At 66.4% G+C, this 24499-nt stretch carries 24 protein-coding genes; 20 read left to right on the top strand and 4 right to left on the bottom strand.

Annotation, left to right across the window (positions count from 1 at the left end):
- Positions 1-6 precede the first annotated feature (6 nt).
- From ACT3S6_RS02505 to ACT3S6_RS02415, 19 genes are all read left to right on the top strand, one after another.
- Positions 7-1314, top strand: coding sequence for a homoserine dehydrogenase (locus tag ACT3S6_RS02505; protein WP_444553583.1), 1308 nt, complete (start codon positions 7-9; stop codon positions 1312-1314).
- Complete coding sequence (gene thrC / locus ACT3S6_RS02500) at positions 1315-2415, top strand: threonine synthase (protein ID WP_444553582.1); 1101 nt, start codon at positions 1315-1317, stop codon at positions 2413-2415.
- A gap of 3 nt (positions 2416-2418) precedes the next feature.
- Positions 2419-3435, top strand: coding sequence for a homoserine kinase (gene thrB, locus ACT3S6_RS02495; RefSeq protein WP_444553581.1), 1017 nt, complete (start codon positions 2419-2421; stop codon positions 3433-3435).
- Between the two features lie 315 nt (positions 3436-3750).
- Positions 3751-5907, top strand: a complete 2157-nt coding sequence (gene rho, locus ACT3S6_RS02490) for a transcription termination factor Rho (protein WP_444553580.1) — start codon at positions 3751-3753, stop codon at positions 5905-5907.
- A 151-nt stretch (positions 5908-6058) separates the two neighbouring features.
- Positions 6059-7141, top strand: coding sequence for a peptide chain release factor 1 (gene prfA, locus ACT3S6_RS02485; RefSeq protein ID WP_444553579.1), 1083 nt, complete (start codon positions 6059-6061; stop codon positions 7139-7141).
- A gap of 7 nt (positions 7142-7148) precedes the next feature.
- Positions 7149-8054 (top strand): peptide chain release factor N(5)-glutamine methyltransferase, encoded by a 906-nt coding sequence (gene prmC, locus ACT3S6_RS02480; protein WP_444553578.1) that lies wholly within the window; start codon positions 7149-7151, stop codon positions 8052-8054.
- Complete coding sequence (locus tag ACT3S6_RS02475) at positions 8038-8871, top strand: L-threonylcarbamoyladenylate synthase (RefSeq protein ID WP_444553577.1); 834 nt, start codon at positions 8038-8040, stop codon at positions 8869-8871. Before prmC ends, ACT3S6_RS02475 begins: the two co-directional genes overlap by 17 nt.
- A gap of 112 nt (positions 8872-8983) precedes the next feature.
- Entirely contained in the window at positions 8984-10804 is a 1821-nt protein-coding gene (locus ACT3S6_RS02470; protein WP_444553576.1) for a polysaccharide biosynthesis protein, read from the top strand.
- Positions 10804-11811, top strand: a complete 1008-nt coding sequence (locus ACT3S6_RS02465) for a UDP-phosphate glycosyltransferase (protein WP_444553575.1) — start codon at positions 10804-10806, stop codon at positions 11809-11811. The genes ACT3S6_RS02470 and ACT3S6_RS02465 overlap by 1 nt, the downstream gene beginning before the upstream one ends.
- Before the next feature lie 144 nt (positions 11812-11955).
- A complete protein-coding gene (locus ACT3S6_RS02460; RefSeq protein ID WP_444553574.1) occupies positions 11956-12438 on the top strand; it encodes a hypothetical protein in 483 nt (160 codons plus the stop codon).
- Between the two features lie 327 nt (positions 12439-12765).
- Positions 12766-13572, top strand: coding sequence for a F0F1 ATP synthase subunit A (gene atpB, locus ACT3S6_RS02455; protein WP_444553573.1), 807 nt, complete (start codon positions 12766-12768; stop codon positions 13570-13572).
- 69 nt (positions 13573-13641) lie between these two features.
- Positions 13642-13860 carry an ATP synthase F0 subunit C gene (gene atpE, locus ACT3S6_RS02450; protein ID WP_086998932.1) on the top strand — a complete coding sequence of 73 codons (219 nt, stop codon included), beginning with the start codon at positions 13642-13644 and terminating at the stop codon, positions 13858-13860.
- 55 nt (positions 13861-13915) lie between these two features.
- Positions 13916-14467, top strand: a complete 552-nt coding sequence (locus tag ACT3S6_RS02445; protein WP_444553572.1) for a F0F1 ATP synthase subunit B — start codon at positions 13916-13918, stop codon at positions 14465-14467.
- Entirely contained in the window at positions 14467-15282 is an 816-nt protein-coding gene (locus ACT3S6_RS02440) for a F0F1 ATP synthase subunit delta (RefSeq protein ID WP_444553571.1), read from the top strand. Before ACT3S6_RS02445 ends, ACT3S6_RS02440 begins: the two co-directional genes overlap by 1 nt.
- 112 nt (positions 15283-15394) lie before the next feature.
- Complete coding sequence (gene atpA / locus ACT3S6_RS02435; protein WP_444553570.1) at positions 15395-17029, top strand: F0F1 ATP synthase subunit alpha; 1635 nt, start codon at positions 15395-15397, stop codon at positions 17027-17029.
- A 70-nt stretch (positions 17030-17099) separates the two neighbouring features.
- Positions 17100-17990, top strand: coding sequence for a F0F1 ATP synthase subunit gamma (locus ACT3S6_RS02430; protein WP_444553569.1), 891 nt, complete (start codon positions 17100-17102; stop codon positions 17988-17990).
- A 57-nt stretch (positions 17991-18047) separates the two neighbouring features.
- Positions 18048-19508 carry a F0F1 ATP synthase subunit beta gene (atpD, locus tag ACT3S6_RS02425; RefSeq protein ID WP_444553568.1) on the top strand — a complete coding sequence of 487 codons (1461 nt, stop codon included), beginning with the start codon at positions 18048-18050 and terminating at the stop codon, positions 19506-19508.
- A gap of 2 nt (positions 19509-19510) precedes the next feature.
- Complete coding sequence (locus ACT3S6_RS02420) at positions 19511-19795, top strand: F0F1 ATP synthase subunit epsilon (protein WP_444553567.1); 285 nt, start codon at positions 19511-19513, stop codon at positions 19793-19795.
- 7 nt (positions 19796-19802) lie between these two features.
- A complete protein-coding gene (locus ACT3S6_RS02415) occupies positions 19803-20234 on the top strand; it encodes a DUF2550 domain-containing protein (RefSeq protein WP_444553566.1) in 432 nt (143 codons plus the stop codon).
- 102 nt (positions 20235-20336) lie between these two features.
- On the opposite strand, the gene ACT3S6_RS02410 is transcribed toward ACT3S6_RS02415, so the two are convergent.
- From ACT3S6_RS02410 to nucS, 3 genes are all read right to left on the bottom strand, one after another.
- Positions 20337-20540 (bottom strand): cold-shock protein, encoded by a 204-nt coding sequence (locus ACT3S6_RS02410; RefSeq protein ID WP_086998333.1) that lies wholly within the window; start codon positions 20538-20540, stop codon positions 20337-20339.
- A gap of 207 nt (positions 20541-20747) precedes the next feature.
- Positions 20748-21983: an N-acetylglucosamine-6-phosphate deacetylase gene (locus tag ACT3S6_RS02405; RefSeq protein ID WP_444553565.1), complete on the bottom strand. Its 1236-nt coding sequence runs from the start codon at positions 21981-21983 to the stop codon at positions 20748-20750.
- Between the two features lie 77 nt (positions 21984-22060).
- Positions 22061-22756, bottom strand: coding sequence for an endonuclease NucS (gene nucS / locus ACT3S6_RS02400; protein ID WP_444553564.1), 696 nt, complete (start codon positions 22754-22756; stop codon positions 22061-22063).
- 74 nt (positions 22757-22830) lie between these two features.
- Between nucS and ACT3S6_RS02395 the strand changes: the two genes are divergently transcribed.
- The gene (locus ACT3S6_RS02395) at positions 22831-23175 is read left to right on the top strand and encodes a hypothetical protein (RefSeq protein ID WP_444553563.1); all 345 of its coding nucleotides are present in this window, start codon (positions 22831-22833) and stop codon (positions 23173-23175) included.
- Positions 23176-23211: 36 nt separating this feature from the next.
- Here the strand turns inward: ACT3S6_RS02395 and ACT3S6_RS02390 are convergent, their stop codons facing one another.
- Positions 23212-24489 carry an AI-2E family transporter gene (locus ACT3S6_RS02390; RefSeq protein WP_444553612.1) on the bottom strand — a complete coding sequence of 426 codons (1278 nt, stop codon included), beginning with the start codon at positions 24487-24489 and terminating at the stop codon, positions 23212-23214.
- Positions 24490-24499: the final 10 nt, after the last annotated feature.

Below are 24499 nucleotides of genomic sequence, written 5' to 3'. Positions count from 1 at the left end.
TAACACGTGAAGAAACTCAAGGTGGCCCTCCTCGGCTGCGGCAATGTCGGTGCGCAGGTCGCCAGGATCCTGCTGGACGACGCCGAAGTCCTCTCCGAGCGCACCGGGGCGGGACTGGAACTGGCAGGCATCGCCGTGCGCAACACCGGGGCACCGCGCGATGTGGAACTGCCCGCCGGACTGTTCACCACCGATGCCGAGGCACTGGTGGACTCCGCGGATATCGTCATCGAGCTCATGGGCGGCCTGGAACCGGCCGCCTCCCTGATCCGCCGGGCCATCGATGCCGGAGCCACGGTGGTCACCGGGAACAAGGCGCTGCTGGCCAAGGACCTGCCGGGGCTCTCGGCCCGGGCCAACGAGGCCGGAGTCCAACTCTCCTACGAGGCAGCCGTGGCCGGGGCCATCCCGATCCTGCGGCCCATCCGCGATTCCTTGGCGGGTGACCGGATCACCAAGGTCATGGGCATCGTCAACGGCACCACCAACTACATCCTCGACGCCATGGACACCTCCGGCGCGGCCTTCGACGACGCCCTGGCCAAGGCCAAGGAGCTCGGCTACGCCGAAGCCGATCCGACGGCGGACATCGAAGGCCACGACGCCGCCTCGAAGGCGGCGATCCTGGCGACTCTGTCCTTCCACGCGCCCTTCGACCTGGACGATGTGGACTGCGAAGGCATCACCTCCGTCACCGCCGAGGACGTGGCCGCCGCCCGCGAACAGGGAATGGTCATCAAGTTGCTGGCCATCGCCGAACGCCTGGGCAACGGCAGCGGCCCCGAAGGGGTCGGCGTCCGGGTCCACCCGACGCTGATCCCGCGCGTGCACCCGCTGGCCGCGGTGCACGGGGCCTTCAATGCCGTGTTCGTCGAGGCCGACAATGCCGGGGAACTGATGTTCTACGGCCAGGGGGCCGGCGGCCGTCCCACCGCCTCGGCCATCGTCGGTGATGTCGTCTCCGCGGCCCGTCGCGTCGTCCTGGGCGGTCCGGGACGCACCGAGGCCACCGTCGGCCAGATCAAGGCCCTGCCCATCGAAGCGGTACGCACCAGCTACAGCATCGGCCTGCAGGTCAGCGACAAGACCGGCGTCCTGGCCAAGATCGCGAAGATCTTCACCGACCACAAGGTCTCCATCGAAACCATGCGCCAGAGTCCCGAGGACGTCGAAGGGGATGCCCCCGGCTCGGCGTCGCTGCGCTTCGTCACCCACCGCGGCAGCGAAGCAGCCCTGGCCGCGACCGTGGCGGACATCAAGGAACTCAGCGTCGTCACCGCCGTGACGTCCGTACTCCGAGTCGAAGGAAACTAAGTGGCCCACCAGTGGCGCGGAGTCATCCGCGAATACGCATCCCGACTGCCCGTGGACGATTCCACCCGGGTCATCACCCTGGGGGAGGGGGGCACCCCGCTGGTCTTCGCCCCGGCGTTGTCCGAACTCACCGGATCCGAGGTGTACCTGAAGGTCGAGGGGATGAACCCCACCGGCTCCTTCAAGGACCGAGGCATGACCATGGCCATCACCGCGGCGATCGCCTCCGGCGCCGAGGCCGTCGTCTGCGCCTCCACCGGCAACACCTCGGCCTCGGCCGCCGCCTACGCCACCCAGGCGGGCATCAAATGCGCCGTGCTGGTCCCCGACGGCAAGATCGCCATGGGCAAGCTCTCCCAGGCCATCGCCCACGGTGCCGAACTGCTGCAGGTCAACGGCAACTTCGACAACTGCCTGGAGGTGGCCCGGAAGCTGAGCGAGAACTACCCGGTCTTCCTGGTGAACTCGGTGAACCCGGCCCGGATCGAAGGCCAGAAGACCGGGGCCTTCGAGATCGTGGATTTCCTGGGGGACGCCCCGGACTACCACCTGTTGCCGGTGGGCAATGCGGGGAACATCACCGCCTACTGGAAGGGCTACCAGGAGTATTCCGAGCCCTACGAATCCGCCAGTGCCGGCCAGCTGGCCCCCGTGGCCACCAAACGCCCGATCATGTGGGGGTTCCAGGCCGCCGGCTCGGCACCGATCGTCGCCGGCCACCCGATCACCGAACCCGATACGATCGCCACCGCCATCCGGATCGGCAACCCTGCCTCCTGGGCCCAGGCCGAAGCCGCCCGTGATGAATCCGGCGGCATGATCGACGCCGTCAGCGACGAGGAGATCCTCGAGGCCCACCGCTGGCTTTCGGCCAAGGAAGGGGTGTTCGTGGAACCGGCATCCGCTGCGGGGGTCGCCGGACTGCTCAAGTACCATGCCGCCGGGGACGTCCCGGCCGGTAGGAAGATCGTCATCACGGTCACCGGCCACGGGCTCAAGGACCCGCAATGGGCCTTGCGCAACGCGGACGGATCCGACGTCGCCCCCACCAAGGTGGACTTCGACGTCGTGGCAGTGGCCGACGCCCTCGGCCTGGCCTGAAGCATGGGCCGCACGAATCCCGCGGGCATCCCCGTCCCCCAGGCCAGGGTCCACGGCCCGGTCGTGGCCCCCGGCCAACGGGTGACGGTGTCGGTGCCCGGGACCACCGCCAACCTGGGTCCCGGCTATGACTGCCTCGGGCTGGCATTGGGTCTGCGCGACACGTTGACGGTGACCACGACGGCGGAAACCGGGGTCAAGGTCGAGGTCGAGGGGGAGGGTGCCGGCTGCCTGCCCACCGATGCCCACCATCTGGTCGCCCGCACCATCCTTGCCCGGTGGGCCGACGCCGGGGCCGGACCTGCCGGACTGCGGCTGCACGCCCATAATGTGATCCCGCACGGACGGGGGCTGGGTTCCTCGGCGGCGGCGATCGTCTCGGGGCTGGCTGCCGCCGACGCCCTGCTGCCCGAGGCCCTGCGCCGCGAGGTGACCGGCCGCGAACCACTGTTCGCGGCCGCAGCCCGGTTGGAGGGCCACCCCGATAACGTCGCCCCGGCCGTCGAGGGGGCCCTGACGCTGTCGCTGCAGGACGAACACGGGGCCCGCAGCACGGCACTGGAGCTGGACCCGTCGATCGTGCCGGTGGTGGCGATCCCCGATACCGAACTCTCCACCCGGACGGCCCGCTCGCTGCTGCCGGACACCGTGCCGCACGCGGTGGCCGCGGCCAATGGAGCCCATGTGGGTCTGCTGGTCCATGCCCTGGCCGGGCACCCGGAGCTGCTGCTGGCGGCCACCGAGGACCGGCTCCACCAGGACCAGCGGGCCCCGGCGATGCCCGCCTCGGCCGAACTGATCTCCCGGCTGCGGTCCGCGGGGCATGCGGCAGTGGTTTCCGGCGCCGGGCCCACGGTGCTCATCCTGGCCGTCTCGGCCCGGGAAGCCGATGCCGTCGCCGAACTCATCGCCGCCGCGCCGACCGTCACCCGGGATCCCGGATCGAGGGCCGCCGCGGTGACGTGGCGTGTCCTGATGCCCGGGATAGACCTCACGGGTGTTAGAGTGGAGTCGCACTAGCGGTAATACCCCCGGTATTCGCGACGGAGACGTTTGGTCACCATCGGGATCGGGGAACGCACGGATCGTGCACTTCGCGAACTCCACTTATTTGGTTCCCCTGTGTCGACCCGAAGCAGACCGCGTGCGGCTTTCATGCTGGCCGTGCCCCGATTGCCGGGGAACCGGCGGCCACCACACAGGATGAATGCTTCAGGGCAGCATCGGCGTTTGCCGATATGCCCGGCAGCCGGCCCGCATCTGAAGCGGAGTACCGGAAGACAACCCAGCGGATCGTTCCGATATGATCCGCCCGACGAGGGGGAAGGAACCTTCGTGACCGATACCACCAGCCTGACCGCAGGCGTGGAAGAAACGTCGACGGCACCACAGAGCGCAGGACTGGCCGGGCTCAAGCTCGCCCAGCTCCAGGCACTGGCGTCACAACTGGGGATCACCGGCGGATCGCGGATGCGCAAGGGTGATCTCGTCACCGCCATCTCGAACCACCAGCGTGGCGGCTCCGTCGCCGACCGCGACAAGCCAGCCAAGGCCGCAGCAACACAGGCCCCCGCCCAGAAGGCGAAGACCGCCGAGAAGGCGCCGGCCGAGGCCGCCCCGCAGTCCGAGTCCGAGGATCGCCCGGCCCGTGGCCGTGGCCGCAGCCGTCGAGCCAGCAGCGATGGGCAGAGCACCGCTACCGAGTCGACCGACTCGAAGCAGGTCGCCTCCGCTCCCGACGCCGAGGCCGAGACCTCCAACGATTCCGGCTCCAACCAGCGCCGCAGCCGTGGTGCGCGCCGTACCTCCGAGACCACCGAGGGCAACGACGCCAACTCCGGTTCAAGCCAGGACGGTGGCCAGCAGCAGGAGGGCGCCCAGTCCTCCGGCGGCAACGACGACCGCCAGGACCGGGGCAACGACCGTTCGCGCAACCGTCGTTCGCGTAACCGCCGCGACAACAACGAGTCCGGCAACTCCCATGACTCCCGCGATGGAAACCGCGACGAGGGCCAGAAGGGCCAGCAGAACGACTCGGGTCGCAACGACCAGCAGGACAATCAGCGCGATCACGGCAACCGCCGGGACAACCAGCAGGACAACCAGCGCGACCACAGCAACCAGCGTGACAACCAGCGGGAGAACAACCGCCGGGACAACCAGCGGGACAACGACCACCGTCGCGACAACGATTCCAACGACCGCGGTGGACGCAACAACCGCCGCGACCGGAACCGCAATCGCAACGACCGCAACGACCGGAACGACCGGAACAACCGTCGCGGACGCAACCGCAACCAGCCCGAGGTGGACGACACCGAGGTCACCGAGGACGATGTCCTGCTGCCGGTGGCCGGGATCCTGGACGTGCTGGAGAACTACGCCTTCGTGCGCACCTCCGGCTACCTGCCCGGGCCCAGCGACGTCTACGTCTCGCTGAACCAGGTCAAGCGCCACAACCTGCGCAAGGGCGACGCGGTCGTCGGAGCCATCCGGGCCCCCCGCGATGGCGAGAACAACAACTCGGGCAACCAGCGGGCGAAGTTCAATGCCCTGGTGAAGCTGACGAACGTGAACGGCAAGCCGGTCGAGGAGAACAAGGACCGTGTCGAGTTCAACAAGCTCGTCCCGCTCTACCCCTCCGAGCGTCTGCGCATGGAAACCGACGCCAAGCTCGTCGGACCGCGCGTCATCGACCTGGTCGCCCCGATCGGCAAGGGCCAGCGTGGCCTGATCGTCTCGCCGCCGAAGGCCGGCAAGACCCTGATCCTGCAGTCCATCGCCAACGCGATCACGGTGAACAACCCCGAGGTCCACCTCATGATGGTGCTCGTGGACGAGCGTCCCGAAGAAGTCACCGACATGCAGCGCACGGTCAAGGGCGAGGTCGTTGCCTCGACCTTCGACCGTCCCGCCGACGACCACACCACGGTCGCGGAACTGGCCATCGAACGGGCCAAGCGCCTGGTGGAAATGGGCATGGACGTCGTGGTCCTGCTGGACTCGATGACCCGTCTGGGCCGTGCCTACAACCTCAGCGCCCCGGCCTCGGGCCGGATCCTTTCCGGTGGTGTCGACTCGGCGGCCCTGTACCCGCCGAAGCGCTTCTTCGGTGCCGCCCGCAACATCGAGAACGGTGGCTCGCTGACCATCCTGGCCACCGCACTGGTGGAGACCGGCTCCAAGATGGACGAGGTCATCTTCGAGGAGTTCAAGGGCACCGGCAACATGGAGTTGCGCCTGTCCCGCCAGTTGGCGGACAAGCGGATCTTCCCGGCAGTGGATGTGCGCGAATCCAGCACCCGCCGCGAAGAGAACCTGCTTTCTCCCGAAGAGATCAAGATCATGTGGCGTCTGCGCCGGGTGCTCTCCGGGCTGGAGACGCAGCAGGCGTTGGAGGTCCTCACCTCCAAGATCCGCGAAACGCAGTCCAACGCGGAATTCCTGATGCTGGTGTCCAAGACGACCCTCGGGTCCAAGTCCGACTCCTAGCTACCCGTACCGCCCGGATCCGGTCCCGCCCCTGAAGGCGTGGACCGGGCCGGGCGTTATGCGTTAAGGCCGGGAGACGGCCCGTTCGTCCCTAGACTGGTATCCGCGTGGAAACCGCAACCACCCGTGGTGCCGAGAAAGAAGTACAGCCATGTTCGAGTCCATCCAGGGCCTGCTCGACGAGCACGCCGAACTGCAGGCCAGGCTCAGCGACCCCGCCGTCTACCAGGACCAGGCGGTGGCCCGGAAGCTCGGACGCCGCAGTGCCCAGCTCAACGGGATCGTCGAGGCGCATAAGCGCTACGTCCAGATCACCGAGGACCTGGAAGCGGCCCGGGAGATGGCCGAGGAGGACGCAGAGTTCGCCGAAGAGGTCGCCAGCCTGGAGGCCGAACTGCCGGCCGCGGAGGAGAAGCTGCGCCGTCTGCTGATCCCGCGGGACCCCAACGACTCCCGTGATGTGATCCTGGAGGTCAAGGGTGGTGAAGGCGGCGACGAGGCGGCACTGTTCGCCGCGGACCTGCTGCGCATGTACACCCGCTATGCGGAGCACCGGGGGTGGAAGACCGAACTGATCTCCTCCAACGAATCGGATCTCGGTGGCTATAAGGACGCCCAGATGGCCATCAAGGGAAAGTCCAACGATCCTGCTGAAGGCGTCTACGCCCACCTGAAGTTCGAGGGCGGGGTGCACCGCGTGCAACGGGTGCCGGTCACCGAATCCCAGGGGCGGATCCACACCTCGGCCGCGGGCGTGCTGGTGCTGCCCGAGGTCGACGAGCCGGAGGAGGTGGATCTGCACCCCAACGACCTGAAGGTCGACGTGTACCGGTCCTCGGGCCCCGGCGGCCAGAGCGTGAACACCACCGACTCGGCAGTGCGCCTGACGCACCTGCCCACCGGGATCGTGGTGGCCATGCAGAACGAGAAGTCCCAGATCCAGAACCGTGAAGCGGCCATGCGCGTGCTGCGGTCCAGGCTGCTGGCCCATCAGCAGGAGCAGATCGACGCGGAGAACTCCGAGGTCCGCAAGTCCCAGGTGCGCACCATGGACCGGTCCGAGCGCATCCGCACCTACAACTACCCGGAAAACCGGATCGCCGACCACCGCACCGGATATAAGGCCTACAACCTGGACCACGTGATGAACGGGGAACTGGACCCGCTGATCAACTCCTGCATCGAAATGGACGAACAGGACCGCCTGGACGCCATCGGCGACGACCAGAAGTAGGCCCGCGGTGGAACTGGAGCAGGCACTGCGCACGGCGGTGGGAGAACTGCGCGAGGCCGGGGTCTCCTCCCCGCGCGCCGACGCGGAACTGCTGGCCGCGCATCTGCTGTCCGTCTCCCGGGGCCGCGTCCTGGCCCTGGCCCTGGCGGGGGCCCCGGCCCCCGAGGGATTCCAGGAGCTGGTGGCCCGCAGGGCCCAACGGATCCCGCTGCAGCATCTGACCGGGGTGGCCTATTTCCGTCATCTGGAGCTGGCCGTCGGACCCGGGGTGTTCATCCCGCGTCCGGAAACGGAACTGCTGGCCCAACTGGCGATCGACCGGGCCCGGGAGGTCCTGGCCGGGCAGGGCGGCGTACGGGTCGTGGATCTGGGGACCGGTTCCGGGGCCATCGCCGCCGCGGTGGCCAGCGAGGTTCCCGGCGCGGAGGTCTTCGCGGTCGAAATCAGCGAGCAGGCCTACCCGTGGGCGCTGCGCAACACCGCCCCCCACGGCGTCACGTTGGTCGCCGAGGACCTGCGCACCGCTTTGGCCCGGCACCACGGGACCTTCGACCTGGTGGTGTCCAATCCCCCCTACATCCCTCCCGGCGCCATCCCGCGGGACCCTGAAGTCCGCGACCACGATCCGGAGCTGGCGCTCTACGGGGGAGGGCCCGACGGACTGGATCTGCCGCGCGCGGTCATCGCCGCCGGGGTCCGCCTGCTGGCCCCCGGAGGCTATCTGGCCCTGGAACACGCGGAGGTCCAGGCCGGACCGATGCAAGGACTCTTCGCCGAAAGTGGTCGGTGGCAGGGGATCCACGGCCACCGCGACCTCAACGACGCCGACCGGGTGACCGCCGCCTACCTGGCCGAAACCGCCGTCCCCGCCGGATCGACATGGAAGAATGGACCCCGTGACCGAACGCTTTGACTGCACCACCGAACCCACCCGCTCCGAGGCCATCGCCGCCGCCCAGGAGGCCATTACGGCCAAACAGTGCGTCGTGATGCCCACGGACACCGTCTACGGGATCGCCGCCGACGCCTTCTCCGCCCAGGCGGTGGCCACCCTGCTGGCCGCCAAGGGCCGGGGACGGAACATGCCGCCACCGGTGCTCATCGCCCGGGTGGGGACCATGGACGGGCTCGCTGCCGAGATCCCCGACGATGCCCGGCTGCTGGCGAATTTCTTCTGGCCCGGCGCCCTGACGTTGATCCTGCGCAGCCAGCCGAGCTTGTCCTGGGATCTGGGCGACACCCGGGGCACCGTGGCCTTGCGCATCCCCGATGACCGGATCGCCCGGGATCTGCTCAAGGAGACCGGCCCGTTGGCGGTTTCCAGCGCCAACCGTTCCGGCCAGCCGGCCGCGACGACGGCGGCCGAAGCCGAGCAGATGCTGGCCGAATCGGTCGCCGTCTACCTCGACGGCGGGCCACGTCCCGAGCCGCTGGAGGACGCGGAGGCCTCTGCCCTGCCCTCGACCATCGTCGACTGCACCGGCGAGGTCCTGCGCGTGGTGCGCCAGGGCGCCCTGGGCCTGGAGGAACTACGCGAACGCGTCCCGTCGCTGCTCGGTATCGACGAGGCCATGCCCGACGCGGCCAACCCTCAAGCCGAACCCGAAGGTTCTGGTGTAGAACTGAAGGACGACGACGACGCCGAGGCCTCCGGGACGCCGGAATCGGCCCCGGCCGACCCTGGTGTTTCCGACGTCCAGGCCGACGGCCCGCCGCCGACCACCAGCTAGGACCGCGGAACCAACCGCATGCAGGACCCAAGATCCAAGGTGCCACCCACCGTGGCACCTGCCGGGAGACCGGACCATTGACGAGGAGCACAGACCTGAGCGTCGCGAACATATGAGCACCAGGCAAAGCCCCGATCTACCCAAGACCGCCAGCAGCGACCGGATCCTCTGGCTCGGTTCACAATTCCTGCTGGATGCCGTGGCCTGGGTCATCGCGATCATCATCGCCATGATCCTGCGCTACGAAATGACCTTCGACCCGGCCAAGATCGACGGCGTCGCCATCATCGCGGCGGTGGCCATCGTCAGCCAGCTGGTGGTCGGGACCGCCCTGTCGCTCTATCGGGGACGGTACAGCTTCGGGTCCTTCCACGAAGCCAAACTGCTGGTCATCGTCACCGTCACGGTCTCGGTGATCCTGACCATCGTGCTGCTCTTCGCGGGCATCCCGATGCAGATCGCCCGCGGCATCGGCCTGATTGCCTTCCCCTTCGCCTGCATCTTCATGGCGGCGATCCGCTACGTCAAACGCATGCATGTCGAGAGCAAGACCAAACCCGGGGACCACGCCGAACGCACACTGATCTACGGGGCCGGCTTCGTCGGCACCTCCATCGTGACCCGGATGAGCAACGACCGGCTCTCGCCCTGGCAACCGGTGGGACTGATCGACGACGACCCGTCCAAGAAGCATCTGCGCATCTCCTCCGTGCCGGTGCTGGGCCGCCGGGAAGACATCCCCGACGTGGTCCGCCGCACCCGGGCCACCGTGATCCTGCTGGCCATGGCGAACATGGATGCCGTGGCGATCCGGGAGATCAGCGATCTGGGGCACTCACTGGGGCTGAAGGTCCTGGTCGTCCCGCCGCTGCGCGACATGCTCACCGGAGGCCATGAATTCTCCTTCCGCGAAGTCGACATCGAGGATCTGATCGGTCGCCACCCGGTGGATATCCACGTCGACGAGATCGCCGGGTACGTCACGGGCAAACGCGTGCTGGTCACCGGGGCCGGCGGTTCCATCGGCTCCGAACTGTGCCGACAGATCAGCATGTACCAACCGGCCGAACTGATCATGCTCGACCGTGATGAAACCGGGTTGCAGACCACCCAGATCTCCTTGACCGGCCGGGGCCTGCTCAACGGGCAGGATACGGTGCTGGCCGATATCCGCGACGCCGAGACCCTGACCGGGATCTTCGTGGACCGCAAGCCGGAGGTCGTCTTCCACACCGCCGCACTCAAACACGTCTCGTTGTTGGAGCAGTATCCGGAGGAAGCCTGGAAGACCAACGTGCTGGGCAGCCTGAACGTGCTCAACGCGGCCCGGGGGGCCAACGTGGACACCTACGTGAACATCTCCACCGACAAGGCGGCCAACCCCACCACCGCGCTGGGGCACTCCAAACGGGTCGCCGAGAAGCTCACCGCCTGGATGGGCGAGCAGACCGGCTGCAAATACGTCTCGGTCAGGTTCGGCAACGTGCTGGGCAGTCGTGGTTCGGTGCTGCCGCTGTTCACCGAACAGATCCTCAAGGGGGGCCCGGTCACCGTCACCGACCCGGAGGCCACCCGGTTCTTCATGACCATCCCCGAAGCCTGCCAACTGGTCATCCAGGCCGGGGCGATCGGCCGGGGCGGGGAAGTGATGATCCTGGACATGGGCAAGGCGGTACGCATCCTTGACGTCGCCGAGCACATGATCCAGCTCAGCGGCAAGGACGTGGAAATCGAAATCACCGGACTGCGCCCGGGGGAGAAGCTGCACGAGGACCTCATCGGGGAAGGCGAAGGCGATGAACGCCCGCTGCACCCGAAGATCTCCCATGCCCATATCGACGTCCTGGATCCCGCCGTCATGGACCTGGGGGAGTGGAAGCACCGCCAGGGCCTCACCGATGGTCCCGGCCACGACGCCCAGGACGCCGTGTAGTGGCCGGAACCGCCATCGTGGCCATCGCCGTCGCATTCGTCGCCGGTGTCCTGCTGCCTTTCGCCCTCATCCCGCTGCTACAGCGCCTGGGGGTCATCGACGTGCCCAACGACCGCTCCTCGCACACCATCACCGCGGTGCGCGGATTGGGGTTGACCATCACCGTGGCCATCATGGCCGGCTTCGCGATCATCTGGGCCACCGCGGACAACGCCTCGGGGGGCCTGCTTCCCGTGGTGGCCGGGGTCGCCCTGGCCGCGGCCGTCCTGGGCTGGGTCGAGGACTACCGCGGGGTTTCGGTGGGCTGGCGGTTCTCCCTGCAACTGATCATCGGTGCCGTCGGCACCACGGCGATGGTCATCCTCACCGGCAGCTCCTGGTGGTGGATCCTCGTCGGGGCGCTGGCCCTGGGCGCCTACATCAACGTCGCCAACTTCATGGACGGCATCAACGGGATCAGCGGCCTGCACGGGCTGGTGGTCGGTCTCTTCTTCGCCGGGGCCGGGGCGATCGATGACCAGGCCTGGCTCATCGCCCCCTCCCTGGTCGTCGCCGCCGCCTTCGCCTCCTTCCTGCCCTGGAACCTGGGGCGGGGGCACGTCTTCCTCGGGGACGTGGGCAGCTACCTGCTGGGCGGAACGCTGGCGGCACTGGGCGCCGCGGCCTTCCTGAACGGGATGGAAGCCGGCTATCTGCTGGGCCCGGTGGCCATCTACCTGGCGGATACCGGTTACACCCTGCTGGCGCGGATCCGCGGCGGGGAACGGTGGTATGCCGCCCACCGCCAACACGTCTACCAGCGTCTGACCGACGTCGGACTCAGCCACCCCGCCTCGGCGCTGATGGTGGCCGGGGCCACCGCGCTCTGTGCCGGCGGTGCCATGATGGCCGTGCAGTCGGTGGGTTGGGGACAGTACCTCTGGGGCATTTTCATCCTGGCGATCGTGCTGGCCTACCTCTCCAGTCCGGTCTGGATCGGGCGCTTGCGTCGCAGCGTCGCGGCCTAGCGACCCCCGGTTCAGAATACTTTTCTATCTCGTGTAGAATCGGACGAGGTTTCCAGCGGAAACACAAAAAGTTGAACTGCTGCCCCACCCCTTCGCGACGGGTTTCGACCGGTCGGGGGGAGGAGCGACAAGGATGGGATGTACATGCCACAGGCGACTGGCTCGGGCGGCGTCGGCGTCGTCAAGGAGTCGGGGGAGACCGCGTCTCCCTGGCTGGCGATCCTGCGTACCTGTTCGATCGTCACCGGTCTTGCCGCCGTCCTCCTGGCCCTCGTGGCCTGGGTGGTCGCCGGGCCGGCAGCGGCGGGCAGCGCACTGGGATCGGTCGTCGTGGTCATCATCTTCTTCGGCATCAGCCTGGCCATCGGACATCTGGTGGGTCGGCGTAATCCTTCCGCGGCCTTCGGGGCGTTCATGATCGGCTACGTGGTGAAGGTCCTCCTGCTTGGCGGGTTGGCCTTCGGCCTGGGCCTGCCGGCCTGGACGGACGGGACCTGGCTTCTGGTCGGCGTCGTCTCCGCCGTGGTCATCTGGCAGGCAGTGGAGTTGCACGCCTTCTCCAAGCTGCGCCTGCAGTTGTACAACGACCCGATTCCCGCCACGGACGCCGGAGCGGGTGGGGCCTGATGTCCCCACCGAACGGCGACCGCCCCCAGGGCGGAGGGATCTCACCCTTCCGGGAGAACGTCAACTACATCGTTGGCGGGATCATCGCGTGGGGTTTGATAGGGTGGCTGTTGGACTTCTTGTTGCATGCCCGCTGGATCTGGTTGGTAGGTGCCCTTCTTGGAGCCGCCGCTGGATATTACCTGGCAGTCCTCCACAGAAAAGATCGTGCTTCCGGGCCGATTTCTGGTGCGGACGAGTAAGAACCAAAAAACTTCATCCGTTGGGAAACCTGAACGGCTTTCCAACGCTATTGCCCCATGACGGACACAGCAGAGAGGAACCGCGTTGATCGCGCTTGCGCTTCCGGCGGCCCCCGCAGAAGGTGGGTTCAAAGCCCCCGGCCTAGAGGACATGCACCTTCCCGAAATCATCCCGTGGGGAGCCGATTACGGCAGTGGCTTCGGCAAGCAGATGCTGCTGGTCATCCTCTCCGTCGTTCTCATTTCCTGGTTCTTCATGGCTACTTCTCGGCGCGGCAAGATCGTTCCGGGTAAATTCCAGTTCCTCGGTGAGGTCTCGTACAACTTCGTCCGTAACTCGGTCGGCAAGGACATCATCGGCGAAAAGGACTTCAAGCCCTACGTCCCGCTGCTGATGAGCCTGTTCTTCTTCATCTTGGTGAACAACCTCTTCGGTGTCGTGCCGATCTTCCAACTGCCCACCACATCGCATGTGGGCACCGCCTATGCACTGGCCGGCATCGTCTATGTGTACTGGATCTTCCTCGGCTTCAAGAAACACGGGATTGCCTACCTGAAGCTGTCCGTGGTCCCTTCGGGAGTCCCCAAGGCGATCCTGCCGTTGATCATCGTCATCGAGATCATCTCTAACTTCTTCGTCCGCCCGCTGACGCACAGTCTGCGTTTGTTTGCCACCATGCTTTCCGGTCACCTGATCGTGATGCTTGCCGCTGCCGGTACGTCCTTCATGCTCGTGGAGGGCGGTGCCTTCCTCAAGGGTCTGGGCGTGCTGACCTTTGCTGGCGGCGTGGCCATGGGCCTCTTCGAAGTCCTCATCATGGCCCTCCAGGCCTACGTCTTCGTCCTGCTGACAGCCATCTACATTCAAGGCGCGTTGGTCGAAGAACACTAAGAACCATTCCCTCTCGGGGGAACATCCTGTATCCAACACCCTGCCAACCGGCATTCTGAAAGGAACCAAATGGACATCTACGGCAGCCTCAACGCCATCGGCTACGGCCTCTCCGCAATCGGCGGTGCCATCGGCGTGGGCCTCGTCTTCGCCGCGTACATCAATGGCGTCGCACGTCAGCCCGAGGCACAGCGCGTGCTGCAGCCGATCGCCTTCCTCGGCCTGGCGCTGACGGAAGCCCTGGCCATCCTGGGCCTCGTCTTCGCCTTCATCTGGGGCCGCGTCTAAACTTCGGCTCCGTATTCGGAACCGAAGGTTAGAGTCTAAGAAAGACGGGTGAAACATGATCTACGCAGCACTTAGCGCGGCTGAGGGGAAAGTCAACCCCCTCGTCCCCAATGTGTGGGAAATCGCACTGACGCTGGTGACGTTCCTCGTTCTGCTGTACATCGTCAACAAGTTTGCCGTTCCGGCATTCGAGAAGACGTACAAGGAACGCTCAACAGCCATCGAGGGCGGGATTGCTAAGGCAGAAGCCGCACAGGCAGAAGCCAACGCAGCCCTCGAAGAGTACCGGCAGCAGCTGCTGGACGCCCGCACGGAAGCCAATCGCATTCGCGAGGAGGCCCGTGCTGAGGGGTCCAAGATCCTGGCCGACCTGAAGGAGAAGGCGGCGGCCGAGTCCGCACGCATCACCGATCAGGCACAGGTCCAGATCGAAGCTGAACGCCAGGCAGCCGTCGTCTCCCTCCGCGGAGAAGTCGGAACGCTGGCAACCCAGCTGGCCAGCCGCATCGTGGGCGAGTCCCTCGACGACGATGCACGCTCGGCCCGCGTGGTTGACCGCTTCCTGAGCGACCTCGAAAACGAGCAAAGCGCAGGTGCATCGAACTAATGGCAGGTGTATCGAGCCAGTCCCTGGCAGCGGCCCAGTCCGACCTTGAGGCGAAACTGCCCACGGTCGGGCTGCCGCTCGCCGAGGACCTCTTCGGCGTGTTGAGCATTATGGATTCCAATGCCGGCTTGCGCCGTGCCTTGACCGATCCGGCGCGCAGCACCGAGGAAAAGACCGCACTGACGTCCCGGCTACTGCGGGGCAAGGTCTCCGCGGAGGCCGAATCCATCGTGGCCGGCCTCGCCGGTTCCCGGTGGGGCTCGGCACGTGACATCGGAGATGCACTCGAAACGCTGGCCGCCACGGCGGCCATTAGCGTGGCTGAGCGCCAAGCAGAGGGACCAGCCGGTCTCGAAGCCTTGGAGGAAGACCTTTTCGGCTTCATCAGGGTTGTGGGGTCCAGTCATGATCTGCAGCGTGCGCTCGATGACCCGCAGGCCTCGGACGATGCCAAGCGCAAACTTGCGCTAAAGGTGTCCCCGCAGGCCGGCGAGGTCGCACGAGTCCTGATCGCCCAGGCAGTCCAGTCCCCCCGGGGCCTGAAGCCGGCGGCACTCGTGGAGAAGTTCGTGGAGTTGGTGGCCAAGCGCCAGCAGCGGTGGATTGCGCAAGTCAGCGCCACCCGTCCGTTGACTGACGAACAGTTCAACCGACTGCAGGCAGGGCTCAATAAGCTCTACGGACGCGATCTGAAGATCAACGCCGCAGTGGATCCATCACTAGTTGGAGGTATCCGGGTAGTCGTCGGTGACGAGGTTGTTGACGCAACCGCAGCCACCCGGCTCGCGGAACTCCGTCGTCGGTTGGCCGGCTAGCCCTCCCCCAGCGGGAGGGCGGCTTGCCGCCGACACCACAGACTGAAACAAACCCCGGTTTCCACCAGCAACACAGGTCGGAAACCACAATCTAGGAGAGCAGGGACTGCAGATGGCCGATTTGACCATCAACGCCGATGACGTCCGCAACGCCTTGACAGACTTCGCCGCGTCCTATGACCCGGGCAGCGCGGAGCGCGTCGAGGTCGGTCGCGTGACCACGGCTAGTGACGGCATCGCAAAGGTGGAGGGTCTTCCCTCCGTAATGGCCAACGAGCTTCTTCGTTTCGAAGACGGCACGCTGGGTCTGGCACAGAACCTCGACACCCGTGATATCGGCGTCGTCGTCCTGGGTGACTTCGCAGGCATTGAAGAAGGCCAGGAAGTCCACCGCACCGGTGAGATCCTCTCCGTGCCCGTGGGCGATAACTTCTTGGGTCGCGTGGTCGACCCGCTGGGCCAACCCATCGATGACATGGGCGACATCGTCCCCGAGGGCCGCCGCCCGCTGGAGCTTCAGGCTCCCGGTGTGACGCAGCGCCAGTCGGTCGGTGAGCCGATGCAGACGGGCATGAAGGCGATCGACGCCATGATCCCCGTGGGTCGTGGCCAGCGTCAGCTGATCATCGGTGACCGCCAGACGGGCAAGACCGCCCTGGCCGTCGACACGATCATCAACCAGAAGGACAACTGGGCCTCCGGGGATGTCTCCAAGCAGGTGCGCTGCATCTACGTGGCCATCGGCCAGAAGGCCTCCACGATCGCCGCGGTCCGCCAGTCGCTCGAAGAGCACGGCGCCATGGAGTACACCACCATCGTGGCCTCCCCGGCCTCGGACCCCGCAGGCTTCAAGTACCTGGCACCGTACGCCGGCTCGGCCATCGGCCAGCACTGGATGTACGGCGGCAAGCACGTTCTGGTCGTCTTCGATGACCTGTCCAAGCAGGCCGAAGCCTACCGTGCCGTCTCCCTGCTGCTGCGTCGTCCGCCGGGACGCGAGGCCTACCCGGGTGACGTGTTCTACCTGCACTCCCGCCTGCTGGAACGTTGCGCCAAGCTCTCCGACGAGCTCGGCGCCGGCTCGATGACCGGTCTGCCGATCATCGAAACCAAGGCGAACGACGTGTCGGCCTACATCCCGACCAACGTCATCTCCATCACCGACGGACAGATCTTCCTGCAGTCGGACCTCTTCAACGCCAACCAGCGTCCGGCCGTCGACGTGGGCATCTCGGTGTCCCGCGTGGGTGGTTCGGCGCAGACGAAGGCGATGAAGAAGGTCTCCGGCACGCTGAAGCTGGAACTGGCCCAGTACCGGGACATGCAGGCCTTCGCCATGTTCGCCTCGGACCTGGATGCCGCGACCAAGCAGCAGCTGACCCGTGGCGCCCGCCTGATGGAACTGCTCAAGCAGGGCCAGTACGCCCCGTACCCGGTCGCCGAGCAGGTTGCTTCGGTTTGGGCCGGCACGAACGGCCACCTGGACGCCGTCCCGGTCGAGGATGTCCGCCGCTTCGAGAAGGAATTCCTCGAGTACCTGCGCAACCGCACCGACGTGCTGACCACCATCACCCAGACGGGCAAGTTGGAGGACTCCACGTTCGAGGCGCTGAACACCGGCATCGAGGAGTTCAAGAAGGGCTTCTTCGGCGACGGGGAGCAGTTGGTTGGCCCCGGGCACGAGGAGCATGACGCCCTGGGTGAAGAGAACGTCGACCAGGAAAAGATCGTCAAGCAGAAACGCTGACGTTCTCCGTGAGGTGGTGCCGCGACCCGCGGGTCGTGGCACCACCGCCACGGACTAGGAAAGGATAAACATGGGAGCCCAGATTCGGGTCTACCGCCAGAAGATCGCCTCGACCTCGTCGATGGGCAAGATCTTCAAGGCGATGGAACTGATCGCCACTTCCCGCATCGGCAAGGCACGCAGCCGCGTTTCGGCTTCAATGCCATACGCCCGTGCGATCACCCGTGCCGTTTCTGCCGTCGCGTCCCAGTCCGAGGTCGAACACCCGCTGACCACCGAGCCGGAACAAGTCCGCCGCTCGGCCGTGTTGGTGATGACGTCCGATCGCGGCTTGGCCGGTGCCTATTCGGTCAGTGCGATCAAGCAGGCAGAATCGCTCATCGAACTGCTGCACGGTGAAGGCAAGGAAATCAGCACCTACATCGTCGGCCGCAAGGCCCAGGCGTACTTCGACTTCCGCAACCGCGACTATGCGCGGGTGTGGACCGGGGACACCGACGCTCCGAAGTTCGAAACGGCCCAGGAGATCGGCGAGGCGCTGCTGGAGGCCTTCAACACCCCGTACGAGGAAGGCGGTGTGGAGGAGATCCACGTCGTCTTCACGCAGTTCAAGTCCATGGTCCTCCAGGAGCCGACGGTCATCCGTCTACTGCCCCTGGAAGTCGTGGAGGAGGAAGTGCAACGCGAGAGCGATCTGCTGCCGCTGTACGAGTACGAACCGGAACCGGAACAGGTTCTGGACGCACTCCTGCCGCGCTACATCGAATCCCGCATCTTTGCAGCCATGCTGCAGGCGGCCGCATCGGAACTGGCTGCCCGCCAGCGCGCGATGAAGGCAGCCGGGGACAACGCCAACGAGTTGATCAAGAAGTACACGCGACTTCGGAACAACGCCCGTCAGGCGGAGATCACCCAGGAACTGTCGGAAATCGTGGCAGGTGCCGACGCGCTCAGCGCGTAGCAGCCGGCCGATCACCATTTACCCCCACGCTCTAGAGATACAAGCGAAGTGAGAGAGATGACTGCCCAACTAAACGAGCAGGGAACCGCCGCCGCAGCCCCGGGAGCAACCGGGCGCATCGCGCGCGTCACTGGCCCGGTCGTCGACGTCGAATTCCCGGCCGATGCCCTTCCCGCCCTGTACAACGCCCTGACCGCAGATATCACGCTTAACGGCGAGACCCACACGGTCACCTTCGAAACCAGCCAGTACCTTGGCGACGACCTGGTCCGCGCGATCTCGCTGCAGGCCACCGACGGGCTCGTCCGCGGCGCCGTCGTCCAGGACACCGGCTCCTCGATCTCCGTGCCCGTCGGCGACGTCGTCAAGGGACACATCTTCAACGTGCTCGGCGAACCGCTCGACGTTCCGGCCTCCGATCTGGAGATCACCGAACGCTGGCCCATCCACCGCGAGGCCCCGGCCTTCGCGACACTGGAAGCCTCCACGGAGATCCTCGAGACCGGCATCAAGTCCATTGACTTGCTCACCCCCTACATCCAGGGCGGCAAGATCGGTCTGTTCGGTGGTGCCGGTGTCGGCAAGACCGTGCTGATCCAGGAAATGATCACCCGTGTGGCCCGCAACTTCGGCGGTACCTCGGTCTTCGCCGGTGTCGGCGAGCGGACCCGTGAGGGCAACGACCTCTGGGTTGAAATGGAAGAATCAGGGGTCCTGAAGGATACCGCCCTGGTCTTCGGCCAGATGGACGAGCCGCCGGGAACCCGGCTGCGCGTGGCGCTGTCGGCCCTGACCATGGCGGAGTACTTCCGCGATGTGCAGAACCAGGACGTGCTGCTGTTCATCGACAACATCTACCGCTTCACGCAGGCAGGTTCCGAGGTGTCGACCCTGCTGGGCCGCATGCCCTCGGCCGTGGGCTACCAGCCCAACCTGGCGGATGAGATGGGTACCCTCCAGGAGCGCATCACCTCCACGAAGGGCCACTCCATCACCTCGATGCAGGCCATCTACGTCCCCGCGGACGACTACACCGACCCGGCGCCGGCCACGACGTTCGCGCACTTGGATGCGACCACGGAACTCTCCCGTGAAATCGCCTCCCGTGGCCTGTACCCGGCCATCGACCCGCTGACCTCCACGTCCCGCATCCTGGACCCGCAGTATGTGGGCCAGGAGCACTACGACACGGCCGTGCGGGTCAAGTCGATCCTGCAGAAGAACAAGGAACTCCAGGACATCATCGCGATCCTGGGTGTCGACGAGCTCTCCGAGGAAGACAAGATCGTCGTCTCCCGGGCCCGTCGCATCCAGCAGTTCCTGTCGCAGAACACCTACACCGCCAAGCAGTTCACCGGTGTCGACGGCTCGACCGTGTCCATCAAGGACACCATCGAGGGCTTCAAGGCCATCTGCGACGGCGACCTGGACCACATTGCCGAACAGGCGTTCTTCAACATCGGCGGTCTGGACGACGTCGAGCGCCAGTGGGCCGAGATCCAGGGCAAGAGCAAGTAGCCATGGCCGAACTCGAAGTCGAAATCGTTGCCGCGGACCACTTCGTGTGGTCCGGGGCAGCGGAACTGGTCAAGGCCCGCACCAGCGATGGCGAGATCGGCGTCATGCCCGGGCACAGCCCGGTCCTGGCGGTTCTCGCAGCCGGTGAGTTGGCCATCGTGCCCTCCAATGGCGAGCGGTTCACGGTCCAGGCCGACGGCGGTTTCTTCTCGGTCGACCATGACCGGGTTGTCATCGTGGCTGACAATGCGCAGCTCGACGATGCCGTCGCGGTAGGAAACCGATAGTCCGCCCTTGAACGACATCGGCATTCCCGTCATCATCCTGGCTGCGGCCCTGCTCCTGCTGTTGATGATGTTGGGTGCCATGGGGGTGCGTCGCCATCAGTTGCGGCGCGCCCTGGGGACTTTCGACGCCTCCATCTCCACGACCTCCGGGAAGTGGATGATGGGGGTTTGTCGTTATACGGGGACCGACCTGGAATTCCTCCGGTTGTTCTCGGTGACCCCGGTGCCCCTGCACCGCTACGCCAGGACGTCGCTGGAACTGATCGGGTGGCGGGAGTCCGAAGGTGAGGAACGCATCAGGGTCCAGCCCGGCGCCGTCGTCGTGGATCTGGTTGCCGGGGGGATCCCGATCCTGTTGGCGATGGATTACGGCTCCTATACGGGCCTGCGCAGTTGGATCGAAGCCGGCCCGGTGGCCGGGGTCGGGACGTGGCGCTGAAGCGACCACCCCTGGACATGGCCATGGCGCGCACCCCCTGGATGAGGGGATGCGCGCCATGGCTTTTTTCGTGGACTCCCGGCGGTGCGGCCGGAGGGCCCTCTAGATTCCGGTGACTCCCGTGGCCTGGGGGCCCTTGGCTCCCTGACCGATCTCGAACTCGACCCGCTGGTTTTCCTCCAGCGTGCGGAAGCCGTTGCTCTGGATTTCCGAGTAGTGGACGAACACATCGCCGTCAGCCTCGTCCGGCGTGATGAAGCCGAAGCCCTTTTCAGCGTTGAACCACTTCACGGTGCCCTGCGCCATGTATATCTCCTCATTGATGTGAAACTAACCGCACACGGCGTCTTGCCGCGTCCGGACGGTACCGAAGTGGGAAGATGCCGACGTGGCCGGCGGTACTTCACACCCGCAACCTGCTTTGCGGGCATGTACATGACCAACACAAAGACTGAGTTGATCATCACACATCAATGTGGCGTATTCAACGGCAAAAGCCCATGTGGCGGGTGATTACCCGTGATGGGGCGCCAGCTCGACCCCGTCGCGGTAGACGCGGAGGAGCCTGAAGTGCCGGTCGACGATGACGGCGTCGGCGCTGAAACCGATGCCCAGGGCACCGACCTCGTCGGTCAGGCCCACCAGTTCGGCGGGGACCGAGGAGGCCGAAAGCACTGCCTGCTCCAACGGAACCCCCGCCTCGACGGTGCTGCGGACCACGTCCAACATGGTGGCGGTGCCTCCGGCCAGCGAGTTGCCCTCGGCCAGCCGGGCCGCCCCATCGGCGACCACCACGTCCTGCGGGCCCAGGGTGTACTGCCCGTCGGGCAGACCAGTGGCGGCCATGGAGTCGGTGACCAGCACGATGGATTCGGCGCCGAGCAGGACGAACATCGCCCGGACGATCGCCGGATCCAGATGCACTCCGTCGGCGATCAGCTCCACCACGACCTTGCCGGCCGCGGCGGCCTCGAGGCAGGCGGCCACCGGACCGGGGGAGCGGTGGTGCATCGGGGGCATGCCGTTGAACAGGTGCGTCACGGTGGCGCGTTCGGTATAGCCGTCGAAGCCTGCCGAGGAGAGTTCCTCCACGGCCACATCGAGCGAGGCGGTGACGGTGGGCGCATCGGCGTTGGTGTGTCCCAGCGAGGGCAGGACCCCGTGGGAGACCAGTTGCTCCACCAGGGCATCGGAACCGGCCAGCTCGGGGGCGTAGGTCATGGTGCGCAGCTGGCCGCGGGCCGCGGCGACCAGTTCGTCCACGAAGGCCGGGTCGGGGGCCGAGAGCAGGGACGGGTCCTGGGCGCCGCAGCGCACCGTGGAGAGGAACGGGCCCTCGGAATGGATGCCGGCGATGAGCTCACGTTCGGCGAAATCGGCCAGCACGGAGGCGGCGGAGAGCAGATCGGCGCGGGTGGCGGTGACCAGCGAGGCGAGCAGCGTCGTCGTCCCGGCGGCATGGAGGAACTCGATGGAACGGGCCGCGGCCTCGGCGTCCCCGCTGGGGAAGTCCCCTCCGGCGGCTCCATGGCAGTGCACATCGACCAATCCGGGCATGATGGTCGCCCCCGCAGGCAGCTGCACGTCGGGATGGGAGGCGGACTGCGGCCACCGGGAGAATTCCTCGGGGGTGCCGACGAAGACGATGCGATCGGCTTCGAAGGCGATCACGGCGTCATCGAGGATGGCGCCTCCGGTGACGGCACGGCCGCGCAGGGACAGCCGGGTGGGTTCTTCGGTGGATGTCATGACCCCAGCATAGTTTCTGCCCGGCGGGCGACCTAGAAGAGTTTCCCGGGTGAAGCGGCGGGCCGGGGACCGGCGGGTCAGAACAGGCGGGAGGCGCTGTCGTCGACCCCGCGCATGGCGTCGTAATCCAGGGTCAGGCATTCGATGCCGCGATCGGTGGCCAGGGTGCGTGCCTGGGGTTTGATCTGCTGGGCAGCGAAGACCCCCCGGACCGGGGCCAGCAGCGGATCGCGGTTCATCAGCTCCAGATAGCGGGTGAGCTGCTCGACGCCATCGATATCGCCGCGACGTTTGAGCTCGATCGCCACGGTGGAACCCTCGGCGTCCCGGGCCAGGATGTCCACCGGCCCGATCGCCGTCATGTATTCGCGGCGCACGAGCTTGAAGCCCTCGCCCAGGGTATGGATCTGCTCGGCCAGCAGGCGCTGCAGATCTGCTTCGACCCCGTCCTTGATCAGCCCGGGATCGGTCCCGAGCTCATGGCTGGAATCGTGCAGGACCTCATGGATCCTGATGACCAGGTGGTCATCGACCTTGGAGTGCTGGACGCGCCAAGTCTCCACGACGCCCTCGGCTGCGGCATCCTCATCGGCCGGGGCGATGTGCATGGTCGCCGGCGGGCTCATCCAGTTCAGCGGCTTATAGGAACCGCCGTCCGAATGGATGAGGACGGAGCCGTCGGCCTTGACCATGAGCAGGCGGGTCGCCAACGGCAGATGGGCACGCAGACGGCCCAGGTAATCGACTGAGCAACGAGCTATCACTAAACGCACATCCAGCACTCTACCGTCCGTTCCCCCCGGTGGGCATTCCCGCTGCGCCGATGGAAAGCGATACGATCGCGAACATGCCCCGCTCCAACCGTCCGCGTCGCCCGCAGCGCCAGGCCCGCCCCAATAAGTGGGCGCAGGCCGAGCGACGCCGCAGCGAGGACGACGACGGGTTCAGGGGCCCGGGGCTGTCGATCCCCTCGGTGCAGAGCGCACCGGACGGCCAATGGCATGTCCGGCGGATCTCTGCGGCCCGGGCCGGGAAGAACTACACCTGCCCGGGATGCCATCGCACGATCGATCCGGGCGTCGAGCATATCGTCGCGTGGCGGGCGGACCATTGGAGCGGCGAGGAGGCCTCCGCCGCCTCCCGGCGGCACTGGCATCTCAAATGCTGGAACGGCCGCAGCTTCCGCTACTGATCCGGCCCGGGAACCGGACCGCCCCGGGACGGGGTCCTAGCGCCGTTCCTGCCGGGCCATGAATACCTCGCGGATCAGCAGCATCGTGGAGGCCGCCAGCGGGATGGCCATCAGGGCGCCGACGATGCCCATGAGCGTCCCGCCGGCGATCACGGCGATCACGGCCACGGCCCCGGGAACCGCAACGGTGCGTTGCATCACCCGCGGCGAGATGAAATAGGCCTCGAACTGCAGGTAGCCGAAGTAGAAGATCGCATAGACCACCGCGGTCTCCCAGCCGACCGTCAGGGCGATCAGCGAGACCAGGATCCCGGCGATGACCGCCCCGACCAGCGGGATGAATGCCAGGACGACGACGACCAGGGCCAGCAGCAGGGAATAGGGGACCCCGACGATCGTCATGATGATGAAGGCATACAGGGCGTTGAGCAGGGCGACGATGGCCTGGCCCATCACGTAGTTGCCCACGCTGTTGGAGATCTGCTCGGACAGCGTCTCCACGCGCTGGCGCTTGGACCGCGGGACCAAGCGGTAGGCCCAGGATTTCAACCCGGGCAACGCCGCCAGGATGTAGATGGCCAGCACCAGGACGATGAGTGTGCCGAACAGACCCTGGGCCACGACCCCGCCGACCCCGATCACCCCGCCGAAGACCCCACCGAGGGCGTCGGTGTTCTGGAAGAACTTATCGACTTCCTGAGTGATGCGTTCGCGGACCTGGAACTGCTCGTCGATGGTGGTGAAGAAATCCGAGTTCAGGAAGCTGTCGACGATGTCCGGGGCCTTCTCCACGAAGGCGGTGGTCTGCTTGACGATGGTCGGGATGAGGATGCCCACCGCACCGCCGAAGATGACGGCCAACAACAGCATCGCCGCCAGCACGCCCACCGGGCGGGGGACCCGGTGGCGTTCCAGATACCTGACGATCGGATCCAGCCCCAGGGCGATGAACAAGGCAATGGCGATCCAGACCAGCAGGGAGCCGACATTGGTCAGGATGAAATACAGTAGCAGCGCCAGCCCGACGCCGACGCTGAACATGAACCCGGTGAAGACCGGATGGTGTCCGCCCGGGACGTTGAGGAGCGGTTCGGCCTCGGGGTCGGCGGCGGGGCGCGCGGCCGGCGGGCGGGTGATTCCGGTGGCGTGCAGGAACCGGCCCAACAACGTCGGCTTCCCCGCCGGCGGGGCCCCGGTTGCCGGCTCCGCCGGGCGCGGGGAAGCCGGGACGTCGGCACTCGCGGCTTCGAAGGCACCGCGGTCGGTGCCGGGGAGTTGTTCGCCGTCGTCCGGGGTGGCATTGCTCTCTTTCATCACGAGCCCG

This window comes from Arthrobacter sp. AOP36-C1-22, from assembly GCF_052377515.1.
Classification (GTDB): Bacteria; Actinomycetota; Actinomycetes; order Actinomycetales; family Micrococcaceae; genus Arthrobacter_H.
The sequence above is the reverse complement of the archived record's forward strand: the minus strand, read 5'-3'. Positions and strand labels throughout refer to the sequence as shown.

Excerpts from the sequence above, each read along its gene's own strand:
- thrB (WP_444553581.1), top strand. The coding sequence starts at position 2,419 with ATGGGCCGCACGAATCCCGCGGGCATCCCCGTCCCCCAGGCCAGGGTC.
- prfA (WP_444553579.1), top strand. The coding sequence starts at position 6,059 with ATGTTCGAGTCCATCCAGGGCCTGCTCGACGAGCACGCCGAACTGCAG.
- ACT3S6_RS02470 (WP_444553576.1), top strand. The coding sequence starts at position 8,984 with ATGAGCACCAGGCAAAGCCCCGATCTACCCAAGACCGCCAGCAGCGAC.
- ACT3S6_RS02460 (WP_444553574.1), top strand. The coding sequence starts at position 11,956 with ATGCCACAGGCGACTGGCTCGGGCGGCGTCGGCGTCGTCAAGGAGTCG.
- atpE (WP_086998932.1), top strand. The coding sequence starts at position 13,642 with ATGGACATCTACGGCAGCCTCAACGCCATCGGCTACGGCCTCTCCGCA.
- ACT3S6_RS02445 (WP_444553572.1), top strand. The coding sequence starts at position 13,916 with ATGATCTACGCAGCACTTAGCGCGGCTGAGGGGAAAGTCAACCCCCTC.
- ACT3S6_RS02440 (WP_444553571.1), top strand. The coding sequence starts at position 14,467 with ATGGCAGGTGTATCGAGCCAGTCCCTGGCAGCGGCCCAGTCCGACCTT.
- atpA (WP_444553570.1), top strand. The coding sequence starts at position 15,395 with ATGGCCGATTTGACCATCAACGCCGATGACGTCCGCAACGCCTTGACA.
- ACT3S6_RS02430 (WP_444553569.1), top strand. The coding sequence starts at position 17,100 with ATGGGAGCCCAGATTCGGGTCTACCGCCAGAAGATCGCCTCGACCTCG.
- atpD (WP_444553568.1), top strand. The coding sequence starts at position 18,048 with ATGACTGCCCAACTAAACGAGCAGGGAACCGCCGCCGCAGCCCCGGGA.
- ACT3S6_RS02420 (WP_444553567.1), top strand. The coding sequence starts at position 19,511 with ATGGCCGAACTCGAAGTCGAAATCGTTGCCGCGGACCACTTCGTGTGG.
- ACT3S6_RS02410 (WP_086998333.1), bottom strand. The coding sequence starts at position 20,540 with ATGGCGCAGGGCACCGTGAAGTGGTTCAACGCTGAAAAGGGCTTCGGC.
- ACT3S6_RS02405 (WP_444553565.1), bottom strand. The coding sequence starts at position 21,983 with ATGACATCCACCGAAGAACCCACCCGGCTGTCCCTGCGCGGCCGTGCC.
- ACT3S6_RS02395 (WP_444553563.1), top strand. The coding sequence starts at position 22,831 with ATGCCCCGCTCCAACCGTCCGCGTCGCCCGCAGCGCCAGGCCCGCCCC.
- ACT3S6_RS02390 (WP_444553612.1), bottom strand. The coding sequence starts at position 24,489 with ATGAAAGAGAGCAATGCCACCCCGGACGACGGCGAACAACTCCCCGGC.